This is a genomic window from Bacillus sp. NEAU-242-2, assembly GCF_027853835.1.
Lineage (GTDB): Bacteria > Bacillota > Bacilli > Bacillales > Bacillaceae > Bacillus > Bacillus velezensis.
On sequence record NZ_JAPNNY010000005.1, the window covers coordinates 42,981 to 63,608 of the forward strand.

Annotated in this window: 16 protein-coding genes; 1 reads left to right on the forward strand and 15 read right to left on the reverse strand. The window is 47.4% G+C overall.

What is annotated here, in order from left to right; all coding sequences use genetic code 11:
* Positions 1–83 precede the first annotated feature (83 nt).
* The 15 genes from OWN49_RS15230 to OWN49_RS15300 all read right to left on the reverse strand — a co-directional run bounded on the left by OWN49_RS15230 (position 84) and on the right by OWN49_RS15300 (position 19,561).
* Positions 84–2,408, reverse strand: coding sequence for a peptidase G2 autoproteolytic cleavage domain-containing protein (locus tag OWN49_RS15230; protein WP_176283200.1), 2,325 nt, complete (start codon positions 2,406–2,408; stop codon positions 84–86).
* Between the two features lie 188 nt (positions 2,409–2,596).
* Positions 2,597–4,183: an alpha-glucoside-specific PTS transporter subunit IIBC gene (locus OWN49_RS15235; protein ID WP_077721948.1), complete on the reverse strand. Its 1,587-nt coding sequence runs from the start codon at positions 4,181–4,183 to the stop codon at positions 2,597–2,599.
* A gap of 16 nt (positions 4,184–4,199) precedes the next feature.
* A complete protein-coding gene (locus OWN49_RS15240; RefSeq protein ID WP_077721947.1) occupies positions 4,200–4,961 on the reverse strand; it encodes a MurR/RpiR family transcriptional regulator in 762 nt (253 codons plus the stop codon).
* A 68-nt stretch (positions 4,962–5,029) separates the two neighbouring features.
* Entirely contained in the window at positions 5,030–6,379 is a 1,350-nt protein-coding gene (gene glvA, locus OWN49_RS15245; protein WP_003155532.1) for a maltose-6'-phosphate glucosidase, read from the reverse strand.
* 170 nt (positions 6,380–6,549) lie between these two features.
* The gene (locus OWN49_RS15250) at positions 6,550–6,732 is read right to left on the reverse strand and encodes an H-type small acid-soluble spore protein (protein ID WP_003155535.1); all 183 of its coding nucleotides are present in this window, start codon (positions 6,730–6,732) and stop codon (positions 6,550–6,552) included.
* 65 nt (positions 6,733–6,797) lie between these two features.
* A complete protein-coding gene (locus tag OWN49_RS15255) occupies positions 6,798–8,606 on the reverse strand; it encodes a sigma-54-dependent Fis family transcriptional regulator (protein ID WP_063637095.1) in 1,809 nt (602 codons plus the stop codon).
* Positions 8,607–8,712: 106 nt separating this feature from the next.
* Positions 8,713–10,092, reverse strand: a complete 1,380-nt coding sequence (gene lpdA, locus OWN49_RS15260) for a dihydrolipoyl dehydrogenase (protein ID WP_176283199.1) — start codon at positions 10,090–10,092, stop codon at positions 8,713–8,715.
* Positions 10,093–10,106: 14 nt separating this feature from the next.
* Positions 10,107–11,300 carry a dihydrolipoamide acetyltransferase family protein gene (locus OWN49_RS15265; protein ID WP_173613110.1) on the reverse strand — a complete coding sequence of 398 codons (1,194 nt, stop codon included), beginning with the start codon at positions 11,298–11,300 and terminating at the stop codon, positions 10,107–10,109.
* 14 nt (positions 11,301–11,314) lie between these two features.
* Positions 11,315–12,343: an acetoin:2,6-dichlorophenolindophenol oxidoreductase subunit beta gene (gene acoB / locus OWN49_RS15270; RefSeq protein WP_069013139.1), complete on the reverse strand. Its 1,029-nt coding sequence runs from the start codon at positions 12,341–12,343 to the stop codon at positions 11,315–11,317.
* 1 nt (position 12,344) lies between these two features.
* Positions 12,345–13,346 carry an acetoin:2,6-dichlorophenolindophenol oxidoreductase subunit alpha gene (gene acoA / locus OWN49_RS15275; RefSeq protein WP_101562823.1) on the reverse strand — a complete coding sequence of 334 codons (1,002 nt, stop codon included), beginning with the start codon at positions 13,344–13,346 and terminating at the stop codon, positions 12,345–12,347.
* Between the two features lie 274 nt (positions 13,347–13,620).
* The gene (locus tag OWN49_RS15280; RefSeq protein ID WP_070081510.1) at positions 13,621–14,100 is read right to left on the reverse strand and encodes a DUF6884 domain-containing protein; all 480 of its coding nucleotides are present in this window, start codon (positions 14,098–14,100) and stop codon (positions 13,621–13,623) included.
* A 157-nt stretch (positions 14,101–14,257) separates the two neighbouring features.
* On the reverse strand, positions 14,258–15,241 hold the full coding sequence (locus tag OWN49_RS15285) for a tRNA dihydrouridine synthase (RefSeq protein WP_176283205.1): 984 nt from the start codon (positions 15,239–15,241) through the stop codon (positions 14,258–14,260).
* A gap of 849 nt (positions 15,242–16,090) precedes the next feature.
* Positions 16,091–16,417 carry a YfzA family protein gene (locus OWN49_RS15290; protein WP_071391437.1) on the reverse strand — a complete coding sequence of 109 codons (327 nt, stop codon included), beginning with the start codon at positions 16,415–16,417 and terminating at the stop codon, positions 16,091–16,093.
* Between the two features lie 735 nt (positions 16,418–17,152).
* On the reverse strand, positions 17,153–18,553 hold the full coding sequence (rlmD, locus tag OWN49_RS15295) for a 23S rRNA (uracil(1939)-C(5))-methyltransferase RlmD (RefSeq protein WP_070081509.1): 1,401 nt from the start codon (positions 18,551–18,553) through the stop codon (positions 17,153–17,155).
* Between the two features lie 144 nt (positions 18,554–18,697).
* A complete protein-coding gene (locus OWN49_RS15300; RefSeq protein ID WP_043866920.1) occupies positions 18,698–19,561 on the reverse strand; it encodes a DNA-3-methyladenine glycosylase family protein in 864 nt (287 codons plus the stop codon).
* A 106-nt stretch (positions 19,562–19,667) separates the two neighbouring features.
* On the opposite strand from OWN49_RS15300, the gene corA reads away from it, so the two are divergent.
* Positions 19,668–20,627 (forward strand): magnesium/cobalt transporter CorA, encoded by a 960-nt coding sequence (gene corA, locus OWN49_RS15305; RefSeq protein ID WP_003155549.1) that lies wholly within the window; start codon positions 19,668–19,670, stop codon positions 20,625–20,627.
* Position 20,628 lies beyond the last annotated feature (1 nt).

Below are 20,628 nucleotides of genomic sequence, written 5' to 3' on the forward strand. Positions count from 1 at the left end.
AGCTTTGATTTTAAAATGAATTAGCGGAGCCTTTAAAAAGGCGTCCGCTATTCAGGAAGGTCATTTATGCTTTTTCATTTCATTTAACGAATGAAAACGAGAGCGACCCCGAATCCTTTATCAGCATCAAACTCATTGATCACTTTCATGACCTGCCAGCGCTGATTTGGAGCATCAGATTTTGTTGCAATCCCGTTATGAGCGTGAATAAAATCTCCCGCTTTCACAGACTCATCGCATCTGACATATACCTGGCCGATGAGTCCGACAATGTTCCACTCGTCTCTCTCTTCTCTTGAAGCGTAATCTTCTTCAGGCCGAAAGTCCGGATTTTCCTTTGGCGCCATGACCATATGGCCGTTCGCATCTTTCTGTTCTTCATAAACATAGCCGCCAAATTCATTCTTTACGTATCGTCCCGACCAGTGAAAACTCGACTCGCCAAGAATCACTCCGGCGGTCTCGGAAATGACCCCCAGCATGAGGTCACCTTTTTCAGCCGGTCTGATCTTATCACCTTCAAGTGTGACAAGTGTTCCCGTCGGAATCTTTTCCCCTCTCAGGCTTTCAAAATACTCGGCGTAGTCAGAGAATGTCGAGGAACCTGTTACGCCTCCCGCAGCCTTAATTGTTCCTTCTTTTGCGTGAAGCTCAATCTTTCTGTTGGCTGATAACGGAGTGCTGCCGGAACCCCAGCCCCATACAGTTGAGTTCGCATTTGGGTTAATCGTATTATATGAACCGATTACTCCAGATTGAGAACCTCCTGCAGCCTGCCCCCGGACAGAACCGACGACAAAGCCATTAGTTCCTGTAACGTGGGAATCTTTAGATGCCATAACAGAAGATCCTTTATGTTTAAACAACTCATACGGTGTTTTTTTACCGCCTACATGAAATGTTGTTTCATATCCTTGAAAATCAATATTTGATATATTCAGATCCGGACCCGAAGAATAGAGTCCGACCGTTCCGCTGCCGGCTCCCAATCTATGCCCGTATACATTGCTCACTGTACAATTATCAACGCCTCCGCCAAAAGCAAGTCCCGTCGTGCCGCCGTCAACTAGAAAAACACCGTCAATCATGCACTTTCCTACCGCATTTTCTCCGCCAAGAACATACAGATCATGAGCAGCGGAGCGGAACCCGCGGATCGTAATATTCTTCAGATTGACATACCGCCCTTTGTAATAAATCATAATGATCGTGTCATTGCTGTAATCGTATGAACGATCTTCACAAATAGCTTGGAAATTCACTATATTAACTGAATCATAGCCCGAAACAACCAAAGCACTCGCCCCGACGCCTTTATATATAGAATTCTGTTTAGGATTTGTTGCCTGACAATTTACTAATTGAACATCATGGGCAGTTTTTGATGTCGGCTCACCCGATAAATGGTGGCCAATATGTCTAATACAAAAACCGATTGCATTTTCGTAAGCACGGCAATTAGCCAGTTGAACCCGTTTAGCCGCCGGTGCATAGTCATGCGCCTTAATTTCAAAACCGCGGGCACCGCCAATTGCAACACAGCTATCTAAAAATACATCTTGAGAACCGTCATCGATCTCAAAGCAATTTGAATTGGACGTGCCATTCCCATTTCCCATCGGGTGATAAGAAATACAATGGCTAAAAGTAGTATGGAATCCAAAATGACAAGTAAAGTTATCATCGCCGGACCCTGTTGCTTCACAATGAGAGAAAGTTACAAAGTTACAGCCGTTGGGCTGATAATAAGTGGGGTCGTCCATTTCTCCATGTCTGTTATAGTTCGGGCTCGTGGAATCAAAGCCGTGCAGGCCGGCGTTCTTCGCAAACACATGCTCGACAAAAGAATAGTCAACATTCGCAAAAAGCAAACAGCTTGAAGTAGGGCCCTTCGGAATCTTCCAGCCGGCAGGACGCGTATCCTTGTTCCAGTCCAACGTAAGATGGCCGACGTAAATATTTTCATTCCCGTTCGTATAATCGCTGTTGGTCAGAACAGAATGGCCGACCGGTGTTTCGTCTAATAATTTAATGACCGTTCTTTTCTTGCCTGCTCCGACAAGCATTGTATTTGACGGAACAAACAATCCGGATGTTCTGAATATACCCGGGGGTACTGTTACGACATAACCTCCGTCGGCCATGGCATCATGAAATGCCTGCGTATCATCCGTTACGCCGTCACCTTTAGCTCCAAAATCCATAACGTTCCGCTCTGTCACATGTTCAAATCTGTTTTCATACATTTTAAGTCTTTCGTTTAAATTTTCATAAGTTGACGTGCCATTGCTAAGCGCAGCACCGATTTTGCTGTCAATCGCTTCAAAGTTTTGAGCAATGCTTTCAACCTCAATCCCCTCCGTTTTATCGGGTTTGTAAAGTCCTAAGAAAGTCGTATAGTTTGTCATTGCCTTGCCTCCTATTTGTTAATTGCTATTTAAAATACCGCAGAAGTCATTTCGTTTTTTGCACCCCCTCGTTTTCACTCCTGCATGTACAGGTGGCAAAGGTATGACAAATTCATACATTTTTTTCAAAACATAAAAAGAGCGCCGGATTAACAAGCGCTCTGCACATAGTCTGCTGCTGCAGTATTTTAACCGTTCAATATTTTCTCGACACGCTCCCGCATTTGCGGAACGCCTAATCCGACAATGACCTGAAGCGCCCTGCCTTTTCTGACGACGCCGTGGGCTCCCAGCTCTCTGAAATCGGCGTCACTTTTGACCTTTGATTCATCAGCGACAGTGACGCGGAGACGGGTGGCGCAATTGGTGACCTCCGTAATATTGTCCTTTCCGCCCAGCGCTTCAATATACAAAGCGGCCGTATCCCGCTGTGTTTCGTCTGCCGCCGCTGTTTCTTTTGAAGCCTGCTTCCGTTCTCTGTACTCCTTTTTCGAATAGAGCTTTGTTTCCTGCCCTTCCTCTTTTTCTCTGCCCGGTGTGGCGATGTTGAATTTGAGAATGAGGAAACGGAAGACGAAAAAGTAAACAGCGGTAAAACACAACCCGATGATGATCTGGTATACATACGTCAAGCCGTGGCTTGACGCCAGCGGGATCCAGTTCAAGGTCGCAGCTTCGATCAAACCGCCTCCCATATTTCCGACGACGCCGGCCATATACATGACGGTTGCCATGGAAGCGGCAAGCAAAGCATGAACCGCAAATAAAAACGGCGAGATAAAAAGGAATGTAAATTCAATCGGCTCTGTAATTCCCGCTACAATGGACGTCAAGGTGACCGGGATCAAAAGGCCGGCGACGATTTTTTTCTTTTCCTTTGAAGCCGTGGCGTAAAAAGCGAGCGCGATCCCCGGTATGCCGAAGATTTTCGAGTTGCCGTGAAGCGCGAAGCCCCCCTGCGGGAACAATTCTTTCAGCGGTTTGACGCTTTGAGAGTATTCCCCGAGATGCTGAGCCCAATAGGTAACGATACCGCCTTCAGCCACAGCCGGACCGTAAACAAACGGCGAGTAAATAAAATGATGCAGGCCGGTCGGTATTAAAATCCGCTCCAGGAATGTGTAAATCCACACGCCGATCGCCCCGGAAGAAACGAGAAAACTTTGCAGCGAGCCGATTCCGGACTGAACCATCGGCCATACGTATGCCACCGCAAGTGAAATCGGTATCATAATGAAGAAAGAAATGATAACGATGTAGGAAGATCCTTGAAAAATCCCCAGAAAATCCGGCAGTTTTTTATCAAAGAAACGATTGTGCAAATACACGACAATAGATGAAATAAAGATGGCGCCGATAATATTCGTATCAAGCGTTTTGATCCCGGCGATCATCGTCAGCCCGCTCGTTCCGCCGGCTTCCTGAGTCATATCGACATGAAAAGCCCCGCCCCAAACCGTCAGAATCGCATTGATAAAGTAATTGAATGTCAGATAAACTGTAAGCGCTTCCAAACAAGCCCGCGCCTGCGCTTTTTTCGCTAAGGCGACAGGGATGCCGATCGCAAACAGGAGCGGCATTTGATTAAAGACGGTCCAGCCGCCTTGTTCAATGACATACCAGCATTGATACCAAAGCCCGTCAGGATCAGCCAGCGGCCCCATCAGCGTTTTATTTTTAAACAGCGTGCTCAGACCGACAATAATTCCGGAAAATGCAAATAACAAAACAGGCACAAACATCGCGCTGCCGAAGCGCTGGACTTTTTGCATCATTTCACGTGACCTCCCGCTATTCATCAAAATTTTCAAGCTCTTTATAATCAACATATGCACGGAATAACGATTCGCCCACCAGAAAAAACGGGGCAAATGCGACAATTTCCGTTTTATCGCTTAACGTCACCGGCTTGCTGGTCGCATAAAGATTATACGGCGTCGTTTGCGCCAGGACGTTGTTTTTCAGATTGGTGATTGAAATAAACGGAACTCCCTTTGCGGACAGGGTCCTTACCTGCGGAATTAATTCGGGTGTTTCGCCTGATAAAGAAATAATGATGAATACGTCATCAACCTTAAAATCATCACACATGATATCAAACTCTGTGATGTCCTGAATTAAAATCAGATACTTCCGCCGGGATACAAACATCCGCTGCAGCTCACGGGCGCACACCCTCTGAGCCGTCCCCGATCCGTAAACGAAAATCCGTTTTGCTTCATCTATCAGCCGGCACATCTCCGTCATATCTTTTGACTTCACGTATTTTACATTGGCTTCAATATCATCCAGCAGCTTTTCAAACGTCATATTCTCGCCCTCTTCAGGCTGATCCTCCCATTTCAGAAAAACACGGAATTCACTATAGCCGCTGAAGCCCAGTTTTTGGGCGAGCCGCAGGATGGAAGACCGAGAGACATTGCAGGCTTTCGCCATGTCATTGATACCGAGATGGTAGCACGTATGCTTATGATTCAATATATATTTTAAAATATAAAAATCGTTGTCATTTAATTTCGCGTAATGCTGATTAACCAGTTCTTCAAGACTCATCCCAAAAATCCCCCCGTTTTCTTTCTATTATATAGAATAACAGATAAAGAAAACGGGGAAGATTGTCATCAGGAAATAGGAGACGGGCTTACATCAAGCTCAGGCCAGTAGTCTTTATTAGCCTCCATCAGATCTTCAAGAATCAGTCTTGCCACACGGGCATTCGGCACTGTTTTTGACAGGATCAGCGCCTGCCACAGCTTTTGAAACGACCGCTCTTCCCACGCTTCAGCCGTCAGTTTTTCGACAGACACCTGCTGTTCCATCAGGCCTTTTTGAAATTGCGGTATGTTCCCGACTGAGAGCGGTTCCGGTCCGTTTGAACCTACGAGACAAGGAATCTCAACCATGGCTGACGGATCAAAGTTTGCGATCGCGCCGTTATTTTCAACGATTAACAGCATTCTCTCCCCTGTGTTGTAAGCGATGGCCCGGGCAAGGTCGACGATATAGGAAGCATGATCATCAATTTTAATTTCACTGTTCTCCGATGATTGTTCGCGCGTAATCATATCGCATTGGCTGAAAATGAAAGCTTCCCGCCCTTCCATGACTTCGTTGGCTCTCGTATGGTTCGGATTTGATTTTTTCACCATATCATCCGGGAATAAGTAATATTGCAGATATGTGTTCGGAAGCGTATCCGGATCAGCCGCCTGTACGTCGCGCGCTTTTTTGAATGTGTCATTCCAGCTTGCTTCAGTCTGTTCGGCCTCCGTCTTCGGAACGTAGCCGTATTCACGGACATGCTCTTTCAGCTTCGGCATTAAATCATTGCCCTCTCGATCGGTGATGGACGTCCACCAGCCAAAGTGGTTCAAGCCGTAGTAACGGACGTTCATTTCTTTTCGTGAAGATAATCCGAGGATGTTCGCCATGCGATCCTCAATTCCGACCGGCATGTCGCAGATGTTCAATATTTTTGAATTCGGTCTGAGGCGCCGTGTAGCTTCGGCCACAATCGCCGCCGGATTGGAGTAATTCAGCATCCATGCGTCAGGCGAGTACGTTTCCATATAATCAAGAATCTCCAGAACACCGCCGATAGAGCGCATGCCGTATGCGATTCCGCCCGGCCCGCATGTTTCCTGGCCGACCACGCCGTACTTCAGCGGGATTTGTTCATCGAGTGCGCGCATCGCATATTTTCCGACGCGGATATGCGCCATGACGAAGTCAACATCCGTAAAAGCCGTCTCTGGGTCATCAGTCGCCAAAAATTCAATGTCCGGCGCTTTTTCTTTTATGAATACCTCACACGCACCCGCAATCCGCTCCTGCCTTTCTTTATCATTGTCATAAAGTTTCAGCTTTCTGATCGGAAACTCTTCCAGGTGATTCAAAAGCATTAATACAATTCCGGGGGTAAATGTGCTGCCGCCGCCTGCAATAACGATTGAGAATGATTTGTCTGTCATGTGAAGCCCTCCTCTGATAACGTTTACATTTTATTTATATCATGAGAAGGTCCGATCTGTACCGGGTTTGGAGGAGTTAGATCATTTGATCATTTTTAGTTATTTTTCTCAAAAATCGGGAAAGTTCCCACAGGTACAAAAAAGGCCTGCTGTCATCAGCAGACCCCTTCTCAAAAATGCTCTTGTAAATCAGAAAGCAGCACTTCCTGCTCAAATTGTGGATTTCCGATCGGAAAAATCCTGGCTGTTTCCTTGTCTTCGTTGACATGCTGAATATAAATCGGAACTCCTTCATACGTCACATACGCCATGGCGGCGGATTCCGAAATGTCTTTCGCACGCTGTGTATTCACGTCTCAAACCTCCTTTAGGCCTCACACATAACGTGTCCGGCAGCCAAGAGAAGTATGCTTGTTTCTTACAATTGTCCGGCGGTGAGTTTGAATTTTTTGAGGCGTTTGTAAAACGTGCTCCGCGGGATTCCGGCCATTTTGGCGGCCTGTGTAACATTCCCCTTCGCTGATTCAAGCGCGTTTACGATGATGTTTTTCTGAATGTGCTCCCGGATGGAGACAGGGGACGCTTCTTCCTGTTCATAAGACTCGGCCGCCTCTTTAAGACCTGACGCTTCAAGCAGGGCTGCGATGGGGCGCCCTGACAGCCGTCCGTCCGGGAACATGACGGAAAGACGTTCAAATACATTAAACAATTCCCTGATGTTCCCCGGCCATTTCCGGCTCTTTAATAGGTCTAAAAAATCATCAGGAAGCTCCCCCCGCCAGCCGCGATTTCGCTGAAATTCAAGGAAGAGGCCGGGAATGTCTTCGGTGCGTTCTCTTAATGGAGGGAGGTGGATCGGACAGACGTGAAGCCGGTAAAATAAATCTTCTCTCAGCTTTTTGCATTCGACAAGCTGTCTCAGATCAGTGTGGGTGGCAGTGATAATTCTGATGTCAACGGGAATCTCTTTTGTCCCGCCGACCGGGGTGACTTTCCGCTCCTGCAGCACCCGTAACAGAGCGACCTGCATGGAGTGTGATATTTCTCCGATTTCATCGAGGAAAAGCGTGCCTTTATCGGCTTTTTGCAAAGCGCCGTTATGTCCTTTCCGTTTGGCTCCGGTGAAGGCGCCTTCCGAGTAGCCGAACAGTTCGCTTTCAATCAGCTTTTCGGGGACCGCCCCGCAGTTGACAGCGATAAACGGGCCGTTTTTCCTGGAGCTGTTGTTGTGAATCGCCCGGGCGGCAATCTCCTTTCCCGTCCCGGTTTCTCCCGTAAGACAAACGGTTGCGTCCGTTCGGGCGACAAGCTCCAGCTGCTGGAGCATATGTCGGGATGACGGGCTTTTGCCTGCCGCACCATGAAATATAAACGACGGCTTTTCTTCTCGTTTAGATAAGTAAATGCATGAGAAGCCGTTCTCCTCCCGCTTCGTCTGCTTGATATGATAGCCCTGTTCCTCAAGCTCGCGCAGCATATGTCCGGTAAAATGCTGAACGGGACGGCTTGCGGCGATAACCCGGCTCATTTCATTGCAAAGCACGATCGGATCGTGAGACCGGGTAAGCCCGGCGAATTTGCTGATCATGTCAAGTTCTGTCATTTTGATCTTTAGGGCAAGCTCCCGTTCCGCCGTATAAGCGATGGAGGAGGCAATTCCGAGCATAAAAGGCTGAGCGCGGGCGGCGGGGCAGGAAATATCAATGACACCCGCCAGCCGCCCGTCTTCATAACGGATGGGCGCGGCGGAACAGCTCCATTGATGAGAAGCGAGCGAATAATGTTCAGAGCCGTGTATCATGACCGGCTCATTTGTATAAAGAGCTGTCCCGATCGCATTCGTGCCGACGGCCGTTTCCGTCCAGCGGGCGCCTTTTAAGAAATTGATGCGGTTCGCTTCATGAATGGTGCGCGGGTGGCCGTCAACTGAATGGACAACGCCGTCAGAATCAATCAGAAGAACCATCATTTCCATTTCCCGCATCGCCGTTTTCATTCTTTCTGCGTGCGGCGTTGAGGCCGCTAAAAATAACGCATGCTTTTCGGCCTGCCTTTCTAAATGATCTGCCGGCATTACATTCGGTCCCTTTTCTAGATAAGGATTGACGTCGGCTTTTTTGCAGCGGTGCCATGAGGCGGCCACCCGCTTCTGAATACGGGATTCATCGAGCACGCCTTCTTTCACAAAACGCTTCCAGGTTTTAAAATCATTCCGAATGACATTCATTGTATTCGCTCCCCCCTGTTCAGACCATCTTTTCATATATTGTAGGGGAAAAGTAAAGCGCTTTCAACGAAAAATACCCCTTCTCATCTGAGAAAGGGTATTCCGGTTATACGGAATGCACCGCAAGTCCGGTGACATTCAGCAGGGCTTCCTGAAGCGTTTCTGACAGAGTCGGATGCGCCGCGATAAAGTGCTCCGACATATCCGCCGTCATTTCACCGTTCATCATCATGACCGCCTGACCGATCAATTCCGTCACGTCCGGCCCGATCATTGACACTCCGACGATTTCTCCGAATTCCGGTTCGGCAATGATTTTCATTTTGCCGCCGTGCTGATGCTTAATTAACGCTTTTCCGTTAGCAGAAAATGAGCATTCTCCGATTTTCACATCTCCGTATGTCTCTCTCGCCTGTGTTTCCGTCAGCCCGACAGCTGCCATTTCGGGCGATGTATAAATACAGCGGGGCACCGCCCGCATATTGACTTTGCTGTCCTTTCCCGAGGCATGCGCGGCGGCTGTGATTCCTTCATGAATGGCGGCATGCGCGAGCTGCATTCCTCCGGCCGCATCGCCGCACGCATATATATGAGGCACATTGGTCTGCATATGGTCATTGACTTCAATCCCGCGCGGAGAATACCGGATGCCGGCTTGATCCAAATTCAGCCCTTGCAAACGCGGCTTTCTGCCGATTGCAACCAAAATGTGATCAGCCTGAGCCTCAATTTCTTTTCCGTCTTTTGTCCACACGGCGGTTTTCCTTTCTTTGTCAATCCGCTGAAGGGCGGCTTTTGTCTGAATATCAGCCCCGCTGTCTCTTAAAGAGTCTTCGAAAGCGGCGGCGATTTCCCCGTCTTCTGCCGGGAGCAGCCGGTCAGCCGATTCAATCACCGTCACTTTCGTTTTAAACCGGCTGAATAAAGAGGCAAATTCGCTGCCGATCACACCTCCCCCGACAATGAGCAGAGACGAAGGGATTTGCTGTAAAGAAAGCGCATCTTTGCTGTCGATCACCCAATCGCCGTCAAATGGGGCAAACGGCAGCTCCGCCGGTTCAGATCCGGATGCAATCAATATCCGGTCCGCTTCCAGAATGTCTTTTGCGCCTCCTTCTTCTTCAACAAGCAATGTCTGCTCTGTGAGAAATGAGGCTGTCCCGCTGATGACTTTAATCTGATTTGCTTTCATTAAGTATTGAATTCCCTGCACGAGCTGGCTGACGATTTGCCGTTTGCGCCCCTGCATGCAGTTCCAATTGAGTGTAATGTTTTGCGGCAGTTCGATGCCGAATGTATTTGCATGCCTGATTTTATCGAGCACATTCGCACTTTCCAAAAGCGACTTTGTCGGGATGCACCCCTCATTGAGACAAGTGCCTCCGAGCGGCCCTTTGTCGATCAGAACGACTTCTGCTCCTCTCCGCGCGGCAGTCACGGCAGCTGCATATCCGGCCGGCCCGCCGCCGATAATGGCTAGTTTCATTTTTTCACCTCTCTCTATAAAATCAAACCGGCAGGCTCTTCAAGCAGCGCTTTGACCGTTTTCAGGAAGTCCGCAGCCGGGGCGCCGTCACATACTCTGTGATCAAAGGTAAGACTCAGCGGCAGCATGGTGCTTTTGACAAGCTCATCTCCTTTAAACGCCGGCGTTTCATAGCTTGCGCCCACTCCGAGAATACCGGCTTCAGGCGGATTAAGAATCGGGGTGAAATGCTCAATTCCGTAACCCCCGAGATTTGTAATAGAAAATGTCGATCCGTGCAGATCATCTCCGGAAGCATTGCCTTCCCGCGCCCGGCGTGCCGATGTGCTGATGTGATCCGCAAGCTCAAGGAATGAAAGCTTTTCCGCATCCCGGATCACCGGCACGACGAGACCGTTTTCAAGAGAAACCGCCATCCCGAGGTGGACATATGGATAGGTGATGATCCGCTCCTCTTGATAAGAGCTGTTCAGCTCAGGATGCTGTTTCAGCGCAAGCACCGCGGCCCGGGATACGAAATGTGTGACCGTCAGTTTAACACCGCTCCGCTTTTTCGCGCTGTCGGCGAGCTGCTGCTGCCATTTTACAAGCTCCGTAATGTCCGCTTTCATCGTCAGCGTCAGCTGGGCGCTGTTTTGCAGGCTTTTGTGCATTCGGTCTGCAATCACTTTTCTCATCGCTGAAGCCGGTTTTTCCTCCGGCTGTGCCGTCTGTACCGAAGACTGCGGTTCAGCTTCCGTCTTCATCGCCTTGATGACGTCAGCTTTTACGATTCGGCCTCCGGGACCCGTCCCGTTCAGCGTATCGACTTTCAATCCGGCTTTCTCCGCCATTTTTCTGGCAACGGGAGATATTTTCACGCGGTGTTTACGCTTTTGCCCGGCTTTTGGAGCGGGAATATGTTCAGATTCAGCTTGCGGTTTCCCTGCTTTTTCAGGAGCCGGCGCCTCCTTCTCCCGCACTTCTTCGCCGTTTTCCCCGATATAACAGATGGGTGTTCCCGGCGGGACCCCTTCTCCCTCTTTGACTTTAATATGAAGAAGCGTGCCGCTTTCAGGCGCTTCTATTTCCATTTCTATTTTTTCCGAGTTGATGCTGGCGATGCTTTCTCCCTTTTCTACCGGGTCGCCGACTTTTTTATTCCAGACGGATACTTCACCTTTCTTCATCGCCATTCCCAGCTTCGGCATTACTACTTTTACAGCCATTCTATATCCCTCCTTTAATTCATTGCCGGCTCGCCAAGCAATTCAAGTGTGACGCTGACAATACGGTCTGGTGTCGGCAAATATTGATCTTCAAGCACCGGCGAAAACGGCACCGGTGTATGCGGCGCTGTAATCCGCTTAATCGGCGCATCAAGCAAATCAAAGCCCTTATCGGCGACAATCGCAGCAATATCCGTGGCGATGCTGCAGCGCGGATTGGCTTCGTCAATGATGATCAGCCGGTTTGTTTTTTCTAGCGATGTGAAAATCGCTTCCTCATCTAAAGGAGACAGACTCCGGGGGTCAAGCACCTCGGCGTCGATGCCTTTCTCAGAAAGCTGTGCAGCCGCCTCAAGCGCGGTATTAACCTGCTTGCCGACCGCAAACAGCGTGATGTCGCTGCCTTCGCGTTTGATATCCGCTTTTCCGAGCGGAATTGTATAATAATCTTCCGGCACCTCGCCCTTCATGCTGTAGGACGTTTTGTCTTCAAAAAAGAATACCGGATCATTGTCTTCTATTGCCGCCAGCAGCAAACCTTTGGCGTCATACGGATTGGACGGCACAACCGTCTTCAGACCCGGGATGCTGGTGAACAGGCCATACAGCGCCTGCGAATGCTGAGCGGCTGCCCGGAACCCGGCTCCGTATGTGGTGCGGACGGTGATCGGCACTTGCGCTTTACCGCCGAACATATAGCGGAATTTCGCCCCTTGGTTGATCACTTGGTCAAAGCACGTTCCGATAAAATCATTAAACATCAGCTCGGCAATCGGTCTCAGCCCCGTGGATGCCGCAGCCATGGCCGCACCCATATAGCCCGCCTCAGAAATCGGTGTATCCAGCACTCGGCTGCGCCCGAATTCCTGTACGAGCCCCTTTGTGACCCCGAGTACACCGCCCCATGCCTCATCATCTTGCAAATGATCGACCGCCGCTCCCCCGGCGACATCCTCACCGATTAAAAGCACATTTTCATCTCTTCTCATCGCAAGCTTCATTGCTTCATTGATCGCGTCCGACATGCTTATGACTCTCGCCATCTCACATTCCCCCTTTTTCATATGACACGTAGACGTCTGTCAACAGCTCTGACTCTTTCGGATACGGACTCTTTTCGCTGAACGAGACGGCTTTTTCAATCGATTCGCTGACTCGCTGTTCAATGTCTGACAATTTATTTGCATCTGTTTCTTTTAGAAGATAGTTTTTAAAGCCTTGGATAGCATCCTTTTCTTCAAGATGCTCAGTCTTTTCATCCTTTGTTTTATAAGTTTGGGCATCGCCTTCGAAATGGCCGTAGTTTCGGTAAGTCATACATTCAATCAAAGACGGGCCTCCGCCGTTTCTTGCTCTTTCTATCGCTTCCCCGGCTGCCTGATAAACTGCTAAAATATCTTTTCCGTCCACCGTGACCCCAGGCATGTTGTAGGCAGCCGCCCGATCGGCGATTGAATCACAGGCTGACGCGTACTCAAATGTCGTGGCTTCGCCGTAGCCGTTGTTTTCGGCGATGAACACGACAGGAAGGTTCCATACTGCCGCTAAGTTCAGCCCTTCATGGAAGGTGCCTTGGTTATTGGCTCCGTCCCCAAAGAAGCAAACGCTTACATTTTTAGTTTGTTTATATTTAGCCGTGAGCGCTGATCCGCATGCGAGCGTGAATCCGCCCCCGACGATTCCATTTGCGCCTAACATGCCTTTATCAAGATCCGCAATGTGCATAGAGCCGCCTTTGCCTTTACACAGTCCGGTCGCTTTTCCGAATATTTCCGCCATCATGCCGTCCAGATCACAGCCTTTGGCGATACAATGGCCATGTCCCCTGTGTGTGCTTGTAATGCTGTCGCCATCATGTAAATGAGCGCACACCCCCGCAGCTATCGCTTCTTCACCGGCATACAAATGGACGAATCCGGGAAGCACTCCTTGCGCGAACAGTTCATGCACTTTGTCTTCAAAGCCCCTGATTTCCAGCATCTTTTGGTACATCCACAGCGCTTTCTCCTCAGTTAATGACAAGCCTTCTCGTTTTAACAATTCCATTTTGGGCGCCTCCTTCTATTTAGGGTTCACACTTATAAATGCAAGAAGCATGCCAGCCTTTGAAGCCCGTAAAATGAATGTTTTTATTTTTACAATGGAGACAGTTTGAGACAGGTGTCTCATTTTGTCTCGATCTGTTCCCTTTGTCTCGTTTTATGGCATAAAAAAAGACCGGGCATCACCCTGTCTTTGACAATGATCGACGTATTTATTTCCTCGGAAATCTTTTATTGCTTCATTCTTCCGCATACAGTCTATCGCGGCGTTTGAGTGGTTACACTCTTTTTTTCATATCCACGTGCTGCAGTTCATCCTTTTCTTCAACAGCCTGATTCAGCGCTTGAAGCATGTAGCCAATGCCTTTATACGATGACAGAGGCCAGGTGATATGCTGATGCTCTCCGATGACGGCATTTAGAACACTTCGGTATTTTTTCCCGCCAAGCATGACAAGCTCTTCGACGTCGGAAAAGCCTTTTTCATGAAATTGACGGCGCAGCTCGTCCGCTGCCATGATCTCCGGGTGACCGGTTCCAAAAGTGACATCGTAATTTCCGGGAACAGTATCATCCGGACGAAGGAATCCGTGCTTCGCCGACAAAATCACCCACTCATCGAAAAATGCTTTCGCATATCGCTCGCATGCCTGATGAAACGGGCTGAGATAAGCGTCTTCCGCCCTTACCGGCCCTGTATCTGAATGGACATCCCAAATTTTTTTCTTGCCGCAGGGGATGATGCACAGTCGTTTCATTTTTCTCTCCCCCTTTATGATGTATGTCCTATCAATGTACCATTATTCGTTTATTTCTGCATGACGAAACCGGCCATGGATCTGTCTGGGTAAAAGCTGCACACAAAAAGACCCGGAATTCAAACCGAACTCCGGGCCGGATGAAGAGTTGTTTATGTCACTCTTGCTCCATCCCATCAAGATACTTTCTCTCAAAGTCATCGAGCAATGCACGCACTTCATCTGTTGACTTTGTATTCATGCATTGATTTCTTAATTCACTTGCTCCCCGGAACCCGCGGAGATATATCTTGAAAAAGCGAGGGAGCGGTTTATATGCTCTAGCTTCTTCTTTTGAATACTCATCATGGAGATCCAGATGCAATCTCAAAAGATCAAGCAATTCCTTACTGCTATGCTCTCTCGGCTCCTTTTCAAAGGCGAACGGATTAGTAAAAATGCCTCGTCCAATCATAATCCCGTCAACACCGTATTGTTCAGCGAGTTTCAAGCCGGTCTCCCGGTCAGGAATATCCCCATTGATCGTCAAAAGGGTATCTGGCGCAATCTCGTCACGAAGTTTCTTAATTTCCGGGATCAACTCCCAATGCGCATCTACTTTACTCATTTCCGCTCTTGTACGCAGATGAATGGAAAGATTCGCAATGTCTTGTTTCAGTATGTGTGTCAGCCAGCCGCGCCATTCGTCAACATCCGTGTAGCCAAGTCTCGTCTTCACACTTACCGGCAGACCTCCTGCTTTCGCCACCTGTATTAATTCTGCCGCAACTTCAGGACGGCAAATCAGGCCGCTTCCCTTTCCATTCCCCGCCACATTAGGGACAGGACAGCCCATATTGATATCCAGGCCCTTAAACCCTAATTCCGCCATCCCAATACTCATTTGGCGAAAGTTTTCAGGCTTATCTCCCCATATGTGGGCAACCATCGGCTGTTCATCCTCCGTGAAAGTCAAACGGCCGCGCACACTATCCTTCCCATCCGGGTGACAATAGCTTTCTGAGTTTGTAAACTCTGTGAAAAACACATCAGGTCTGCCTGCTTCACTCACAACATGGCGAAAAACGACATCCGTCACATCTTCCATTGGTGCCAGTACAAAAAATGGCCGCGGTAATTCACGCCAGAAATTATCTGTCATAACAAATCCAAATCCTTTCATGATGGGATACAGCCAAACCTTTATCCCAAAATTAAAAACTGACCATGCTTCTTTTACACTTATAGCATGTGTCAGCACTTCTTATCAAACGATAGTAAATTTTGAACATTTCACTTTTTAAAAAGTGAAAAAGCAAACTGGAGTAGAACACATTAATTGAGTTAACGTAATAGACTACCGCTATAGTTAACCCCATACCGTTCATTTCTGATCAACTCAGTCAACTCCTTCACCTTTAAAAGGGTCTGAGAGAGAAAAAGTGTGATGATTATCTACACCTAATTTTTATTTATATTGTGGTTTATTAAGATTAGCGCTGACCTTCATCTTTCTTAGCGGCCTTACTTTTGCTCTTTTTGGATAAAAAGGAGTCCAACCTAAATAGAATATCATATGAGTTCTCCCTATTACCATAAAACAAATTTCAAGAAATAAGTTGATTAAGCAAATGGGGCTGGGGGGGGTATATCTGAGTACTGAAGAGAATGTAAAAAGAAAAAGCCTTAACTTGCCGATTGTGAATCACATGAAGTAAAGAGGATGGGAAGAGAAAATAAACTTGAACTTAACAGAATTCAAGAACTTCAATCTGGATCTTTTCGGATTTGCTCATGGTTTAGAAATAACCAACGCAGCAAGTGGCTTGGCTCTATACAGTATATGTACTAAGGGTCGATCGGCTTTCAAAGCCCATATGTTAATATCTTTATACAATCACCTATATATATTTGTATAAGGTTACGCTTCGGTAATTCTGATCCAAAACCAATAAAATAGACTGCTGACTAAGTGCCGCAGTCCTCACTCATAAGATTAATAAGAAAGTGTTCATTTTCTTTCATCATTAAATAAGGCGTCAGAAGTTATTGCTTTCATTCGAATATTCTTTGTTATACCTGTAATGATTTGTATAACAGTGAAAACCCCCAAGAAAACAGTGACAATATTAAACCATGGATTATCATAGAATGAAAGATATGTTTGAAAGAAATCCAGTTCAGCTATGTTTGCTGGGAATCCATTCATTTCTCTATAATTCGGACCCCATCCCGTTAATTCTACAAAACTAAAATAAAGCTGTGATATTAAAAATGCCAACAACGTGTGAAACCAACTTTTTTTATATAACGGTCGTTTTTTATATACTTTACCCATTTCAATTACCATTTCCTTTTCTGCAATACTTTTTAGCCAAGTGACAATCTAACATCATTATATGATGAAGCACGATTGTCGCGATAATTACTTATTAAGGATATAACCATCGCAGGTATTACTGTAAGAGTTGTTATCACTTGTGGTTCCGCCTCGGATTTATTCCTTTTTTGGGAATAAGGGAAATAATTGGGGTCCTTTTTTCCTGTTTAGGCTTTCATATTATGTATAACGACCAAACATGCTTTTTTAGTGTGTTTGATCTTTTATCGATGTGCCAACTGCCGCTGGTGATTAGTGTAAGTAAGCACCCTTGCCTTTTACAGCTTCTACTTCAGAACCTTCGTTCAGTTGTTGAAATTCCAATATCTCTCATTCGGTTTCACCTCCTGTTTATCTTTTATTAAAGACCTACTTACTTTGGCATGATAAATACTTTACAGTTGAATAATGTTACAACTTCATCTAAAACCAATGATATCAAATTATTTTACATTATCCCAATAATGTCATAATACACCACATCATCATTATACAAACGAGGTCAAAATTGGCTGTTTTTCACTCGCTTTTCCACACGTTTTTCAACTCTTTTCGTCAGTTTAAATAAAGATCTCCGAGAAAAGAAGAAACATAAAGTTTAGAAAAGACAGCCAGGGCAAAGGCTCCGCATAAAAAAACCCGGAAATCGGAAATGTTTATACCGAATCCAGGTCTGATTACGAATTGTTTATTTTAGTTAGACGATTTCAACACAAGCTTCGCCACGGCTTCCACATGAGCCGTCTGCGGAAACATATCCACAGGCTGAATATATTCGACGCGATAGTCCTTCGACAGCGTCTGCAAGTCTTTCGCCAGTGTGGAAGGATTGCAGGATACGTAGACGAAGCGTTTCGGTTTTACTTTTTTGATGGTATCTAAAAATGTTCTGTCACAGCCCGTTCTCGGCGGGTCGACGATGACCACGTCAGGACGGAAGCCTTCTTTCGACCATTTCGGGAGCCAGTGTTCGGCTGTTCCTGTGACATATGCCGCGTTTTTGATGCCGTGTTTTTTGGCGTTTTTCTTCGCATCATCAATTGATTCTTTAATGACGTCCATGCCGCGGATCTCTTTTGCGCCGCTTGAAACCCACATGCCGATCGTACCGACGCCGCAATACGCGTCTACGACTTTTTCTTTTCCTGTCAGCTGAGCCGCTTGTTTCACTTCGTCATACAGCTTGACCGTCTGCTCAGGGTTGAGCTGGAAGAAGGCGCGGGCGCTCAGTTCAAATGACACGTCACCGAGCACTTCTTGAATGGCATGGCTTCCGGCCAGCGCTTTTGTTTTGTCACCGAAAATGACGGATGTGCGCGCGCCATTGACGTTTTGAATAATCGATTTCACTTCCGGCAGTCGGTTCTGAATGGCTTTGACGATCTCATCTTTATTCGGCAGTGTCTCTTTCGCAGTGACAAGCACGACCTGCACTTCGCCTGTTTCAAAACCGACTCTCGTCACGATGGTGCGGACATCGCCTTTTTTGGTCCGTTCGTTATAAACGGATACGTTGTGTTTTTCCAAAATACGGCGGACGATACCCGTTGTTTTGTTTGTCGCCGGATGCTGGACAATGCATTCCTTAATCGGGACGATTTTATGAGAATCAAGTCCGTATAAGCCGGCAATGATGCTGCCGCTTTGCGAGCGTCCGACTTGGAACTGGCTTTTGTTCCGGTAATTCCAAGGGTTGTCCATTCCGATCGTATCTTTAATGTTCATTTCTTCGACATTGAATCTCGTATGACGTTCCAGAGACTGAATGACAATGTCGCGTTTTTCGCGAAGCTGCTGGGTGTATGCCAGATGCTGAAGCTGACAGCCGCCGCACTGGTCGTAGACCGGGCATGGCGGCGTGACGCGGTGTTCAGACGGCTTGCGGATTTTTTTGACGCGTGCTTCTGAAAATTTCGGCTGCACATTTGTCGCTTCGGCAACGACTTCTTCCCCGGGCAGAGCGCCGGGAACGAAGACAACTTTTTTCTTAAAATAGCCGACGCCCTCTCCGTTAATGCCGAGACGTTTGATGGTCAGCGGAAATGTCTGCCCGATTTTCAATTCGGCAGGCGCCTTTTTTTGATGTTGATTCACGTTTTTTTCTCTCCGTTTCTATATAAAGCCTTTCTCCTGGGAAAACGGCTGATTTGAAATATCACATCTTTTCAGTATAACATGCAGCCGGCGGTTCCTTAATGTTTTTCACTGGAAGTTTCCAAAAATCCTCAAAGCGGTTTTTCATTCAATACTTCTCCACAAATACAAGGACGCATAGCTTAAATACGGCGCCCATTCGCTGCTTACCTGAAGCATCACGTCTTTTGACGGTTTATCCTCAAGGGCGAAGCGGCGTTTGATGGCATTTTGCAGGCCGATATCCGCCAAAGGAAACAGATTCGGGCGGCCGAGGCCGAACATGAGGACGTTTTGGACGGTCCACGGGCCGATGCCTCTGATGGTGATCAGCTTTTTCATAATGTCTTCATCCGATAAATGGGTAAGTTCCGCCAGATTGAGCGCTCCGTCTGCAATCATGCGTGAAATGTCAATCGCATATTCCGCTTTTCTCATGCTGAACTGGAGCTCCCGCAAGTCCTGATAATCAAGCGCCGCGATCGTTTTCGGTTCGGGATAGCACCAGACGCCGTCTTTTTGTTCACCGAAGGCATGGACGAACCGTTCCGTTAAGGTAAATGCGAAAGACAGGTTGAGCTGCTGGTGGATGATGCATTTCATGAGACAGTTGTAGACGTCATATTCCAAGACGAGCGGGGTTCCCGCATGCTCCTCAAAAAGCGCCGACAGATTTGTTTTTGAGAAATGATCAAGCACAGGCTGAAGCGGCTGTTCCCACTGAAAAATGTGTTTGATCCGTTCAATCATCTCCTCGCGGTCCGTTTCTCCGCTGACGAGGAAGACCGGGTCTGCGGCGGTGCCTTCCGCTTGAACCGTGATGACGGACAGTTTGCCGTCCCGTGTTCTGAGCGGCACTTTGATTGATCTTGCATGAAGATCGACCGCATTCAGCGGATCGAGCGACAGCCTTTCAAGGACTTTATCAAAATGATACGGCGGCGTGACCGAAACGGTTTCCTTCCACATATGCTCCACCCCTTTTTGTCCAAGTATATCATGAAGCGGCCGGGCGGCAATTCGTATACTTTTCTTCATAACGCCGCATGATATAATGGCAGGCGGAGGGTTGTTTATGATACATATAACCGCAATCACAACACATAATGAGATATTAGATAATATCCCCCTATCACGTACAGAACAACCGGACATCGCATGGTACTGGATTGATTTTTTCGGCGCTGAGATGCATGAAACCGAGCTGCTGCGGGATTATTTTCACTTTCATCCGCTTGCGATCGAGGATTGCTTTCAGCACATGCAGCGGCCGAAAATCGACCATTATGACGGCTACCGTTTTTATGTGCTCCACGCCTTGAACCCGGACACACTGGAAATGGAAGAGGTGGACATTTTTCAGTCCGACCGTTTCATCGTCAGCTTCCATTTGCACGAATCGCCCGGCGTCTCAAGGGTGAGAGAACGGTTTTTCGCTTCCCCGGGATTAGCCAAAAAAGGGCCGGGGCACATCACTTATATGATTATGGATCAGCTTGTCGATGAATATTTCCCCGTGCTGTACAAAATTGAAGACCGGCTGAATGAAATTGAAGACAGCAGAACCCATAAATCTTACGGCACATTAATGAATGAAGTGTTTGAATTGCGGACGGATCTTTTGAACCTGAGACGGACGATCATTCCGATGCGCGATTTAATGTACCGGATTTTGAGCCTTGACCATGTAAAAGAAAGCCGTGAAACGAAGGCATATTTCAGCGATATTTATGACCACCTGTTAAAACTGGCCGAGCTGATCGAGTCAAACCGTGATATGACGTCAGATTTACGGGACAGCTATGTGACGCTGAATTCAAACCGGATGAACGCCATTATGATGACATTAACCATCGTCTCGACCATTTTTATCCCGCTGACGTTCATCGCGGGGGTTTACGGCATGAATTTCGATAACATGCCTGAGCTTCATTGGAAATACGGGTATTTTATCGTTTTGGGCGTCATGGCCGTTCTTGTGGCCGCCATGCTGTTTTGGTTCGCCCGCAAAGGCTGGTTTAATATTTTCAAGTAAG

Bases quoted from the DNA above. Each gene is read 5' to 3' on its own strand.
- corA (WP_003155549.1), top strand. From the start codon at position 19,668: ATGATACATATAACCGCAATCACAACACATAATGAGATATTAGATAAT.
- OWN49_RS15280 (WP_070081510.1), bottom strand. From the start codon at position 14,100: ATGAAACGACTGTGCATCATCCCCTGCGGCAAGAAAAAAATTTGGGAT.
- OWN49_RS15230 (WP_176283200.1), bottom strand. From the start codon at position 2,408: ATGACAAACTATACGACTTTCTTAGGACTTTACAAACCCGATAAAACG.
- OWN49_RS15255 (WP_063637095.1), bottom strand. From the start codon at position 8,606: ATGAATGTCATTCGGAATGATTTTAAAACCTGGAAGCGTTTTGTGAAA.
- OWN49_RS15235 (WP_077721948.1), bottom strand. From the start codon at position 4,183: ATGATGCAAAAAGTCCAGCGCTTCGGCAGCGCGATGTTTGTGCCTGTT.
- OWN49_RS15240 (WP_077721947.1), bottom strand. From the start codon at position 4,961: ATGAGTCTTGAAGAACTGGTTAATCAGCATTACGCGAAATTAAATGAC.
- OWN49_RS15265 (WP_173613110.1), bottom strand. From the start codon at position 11,300: ATGGCTGTAAAAGTAGTAATGCCGAAGCTGGGAATGGCGATGAAGAAA.
- acoB (WP_069013139.1), bottom strand. From the start codon at position 12,343: ATGGCGAGAGTCATAAGCATGTCGGACGCGATCAATGAAGCAATGAAG.
- glvA (WP_003155532.1), bottom strand. From the start codon at position 6,379: ATGACAGACAAATCATTCTCAATCGTTATTGCAGGCGGCGGCAGCACA.
- OWN49_RS15290 (WP_071391437.1), bottom strand. From the start codon at position 16,417: ATGGGTAAAGTATATAAAAAACGACCGTTATATAAAAAAAGTTGGTTT.
- OWN49_RS15285 (WP_176283205.1), bottom strand. From the start codon at position 15,241: ATGACAGATAATTTCTGGCGTGAATTACCGCGGCCATTTTTTGTACTG.
- acoA (WP_101562823.1), bottom strand. From the start codon at position 13,346: ATGGAATTGTTAAAACGAGAAGGCTTGTCATTAACTGAGGAGAAAGCG.
- OWN49_RS15300 (WP_043866920.1), bottom strand. From the start codon at position 19,561: ATGTGGAAGGAAACCGTTTCGGTCACGCCGCCGTATCATTTTGATAAA.
- lpdA (WP_176283199.1), bottom strand. From the start codon at position 10,092: ATGAAACTAGCCATTATCGGCGGCGGGCCGGCCGGATATGCAGCTGCC.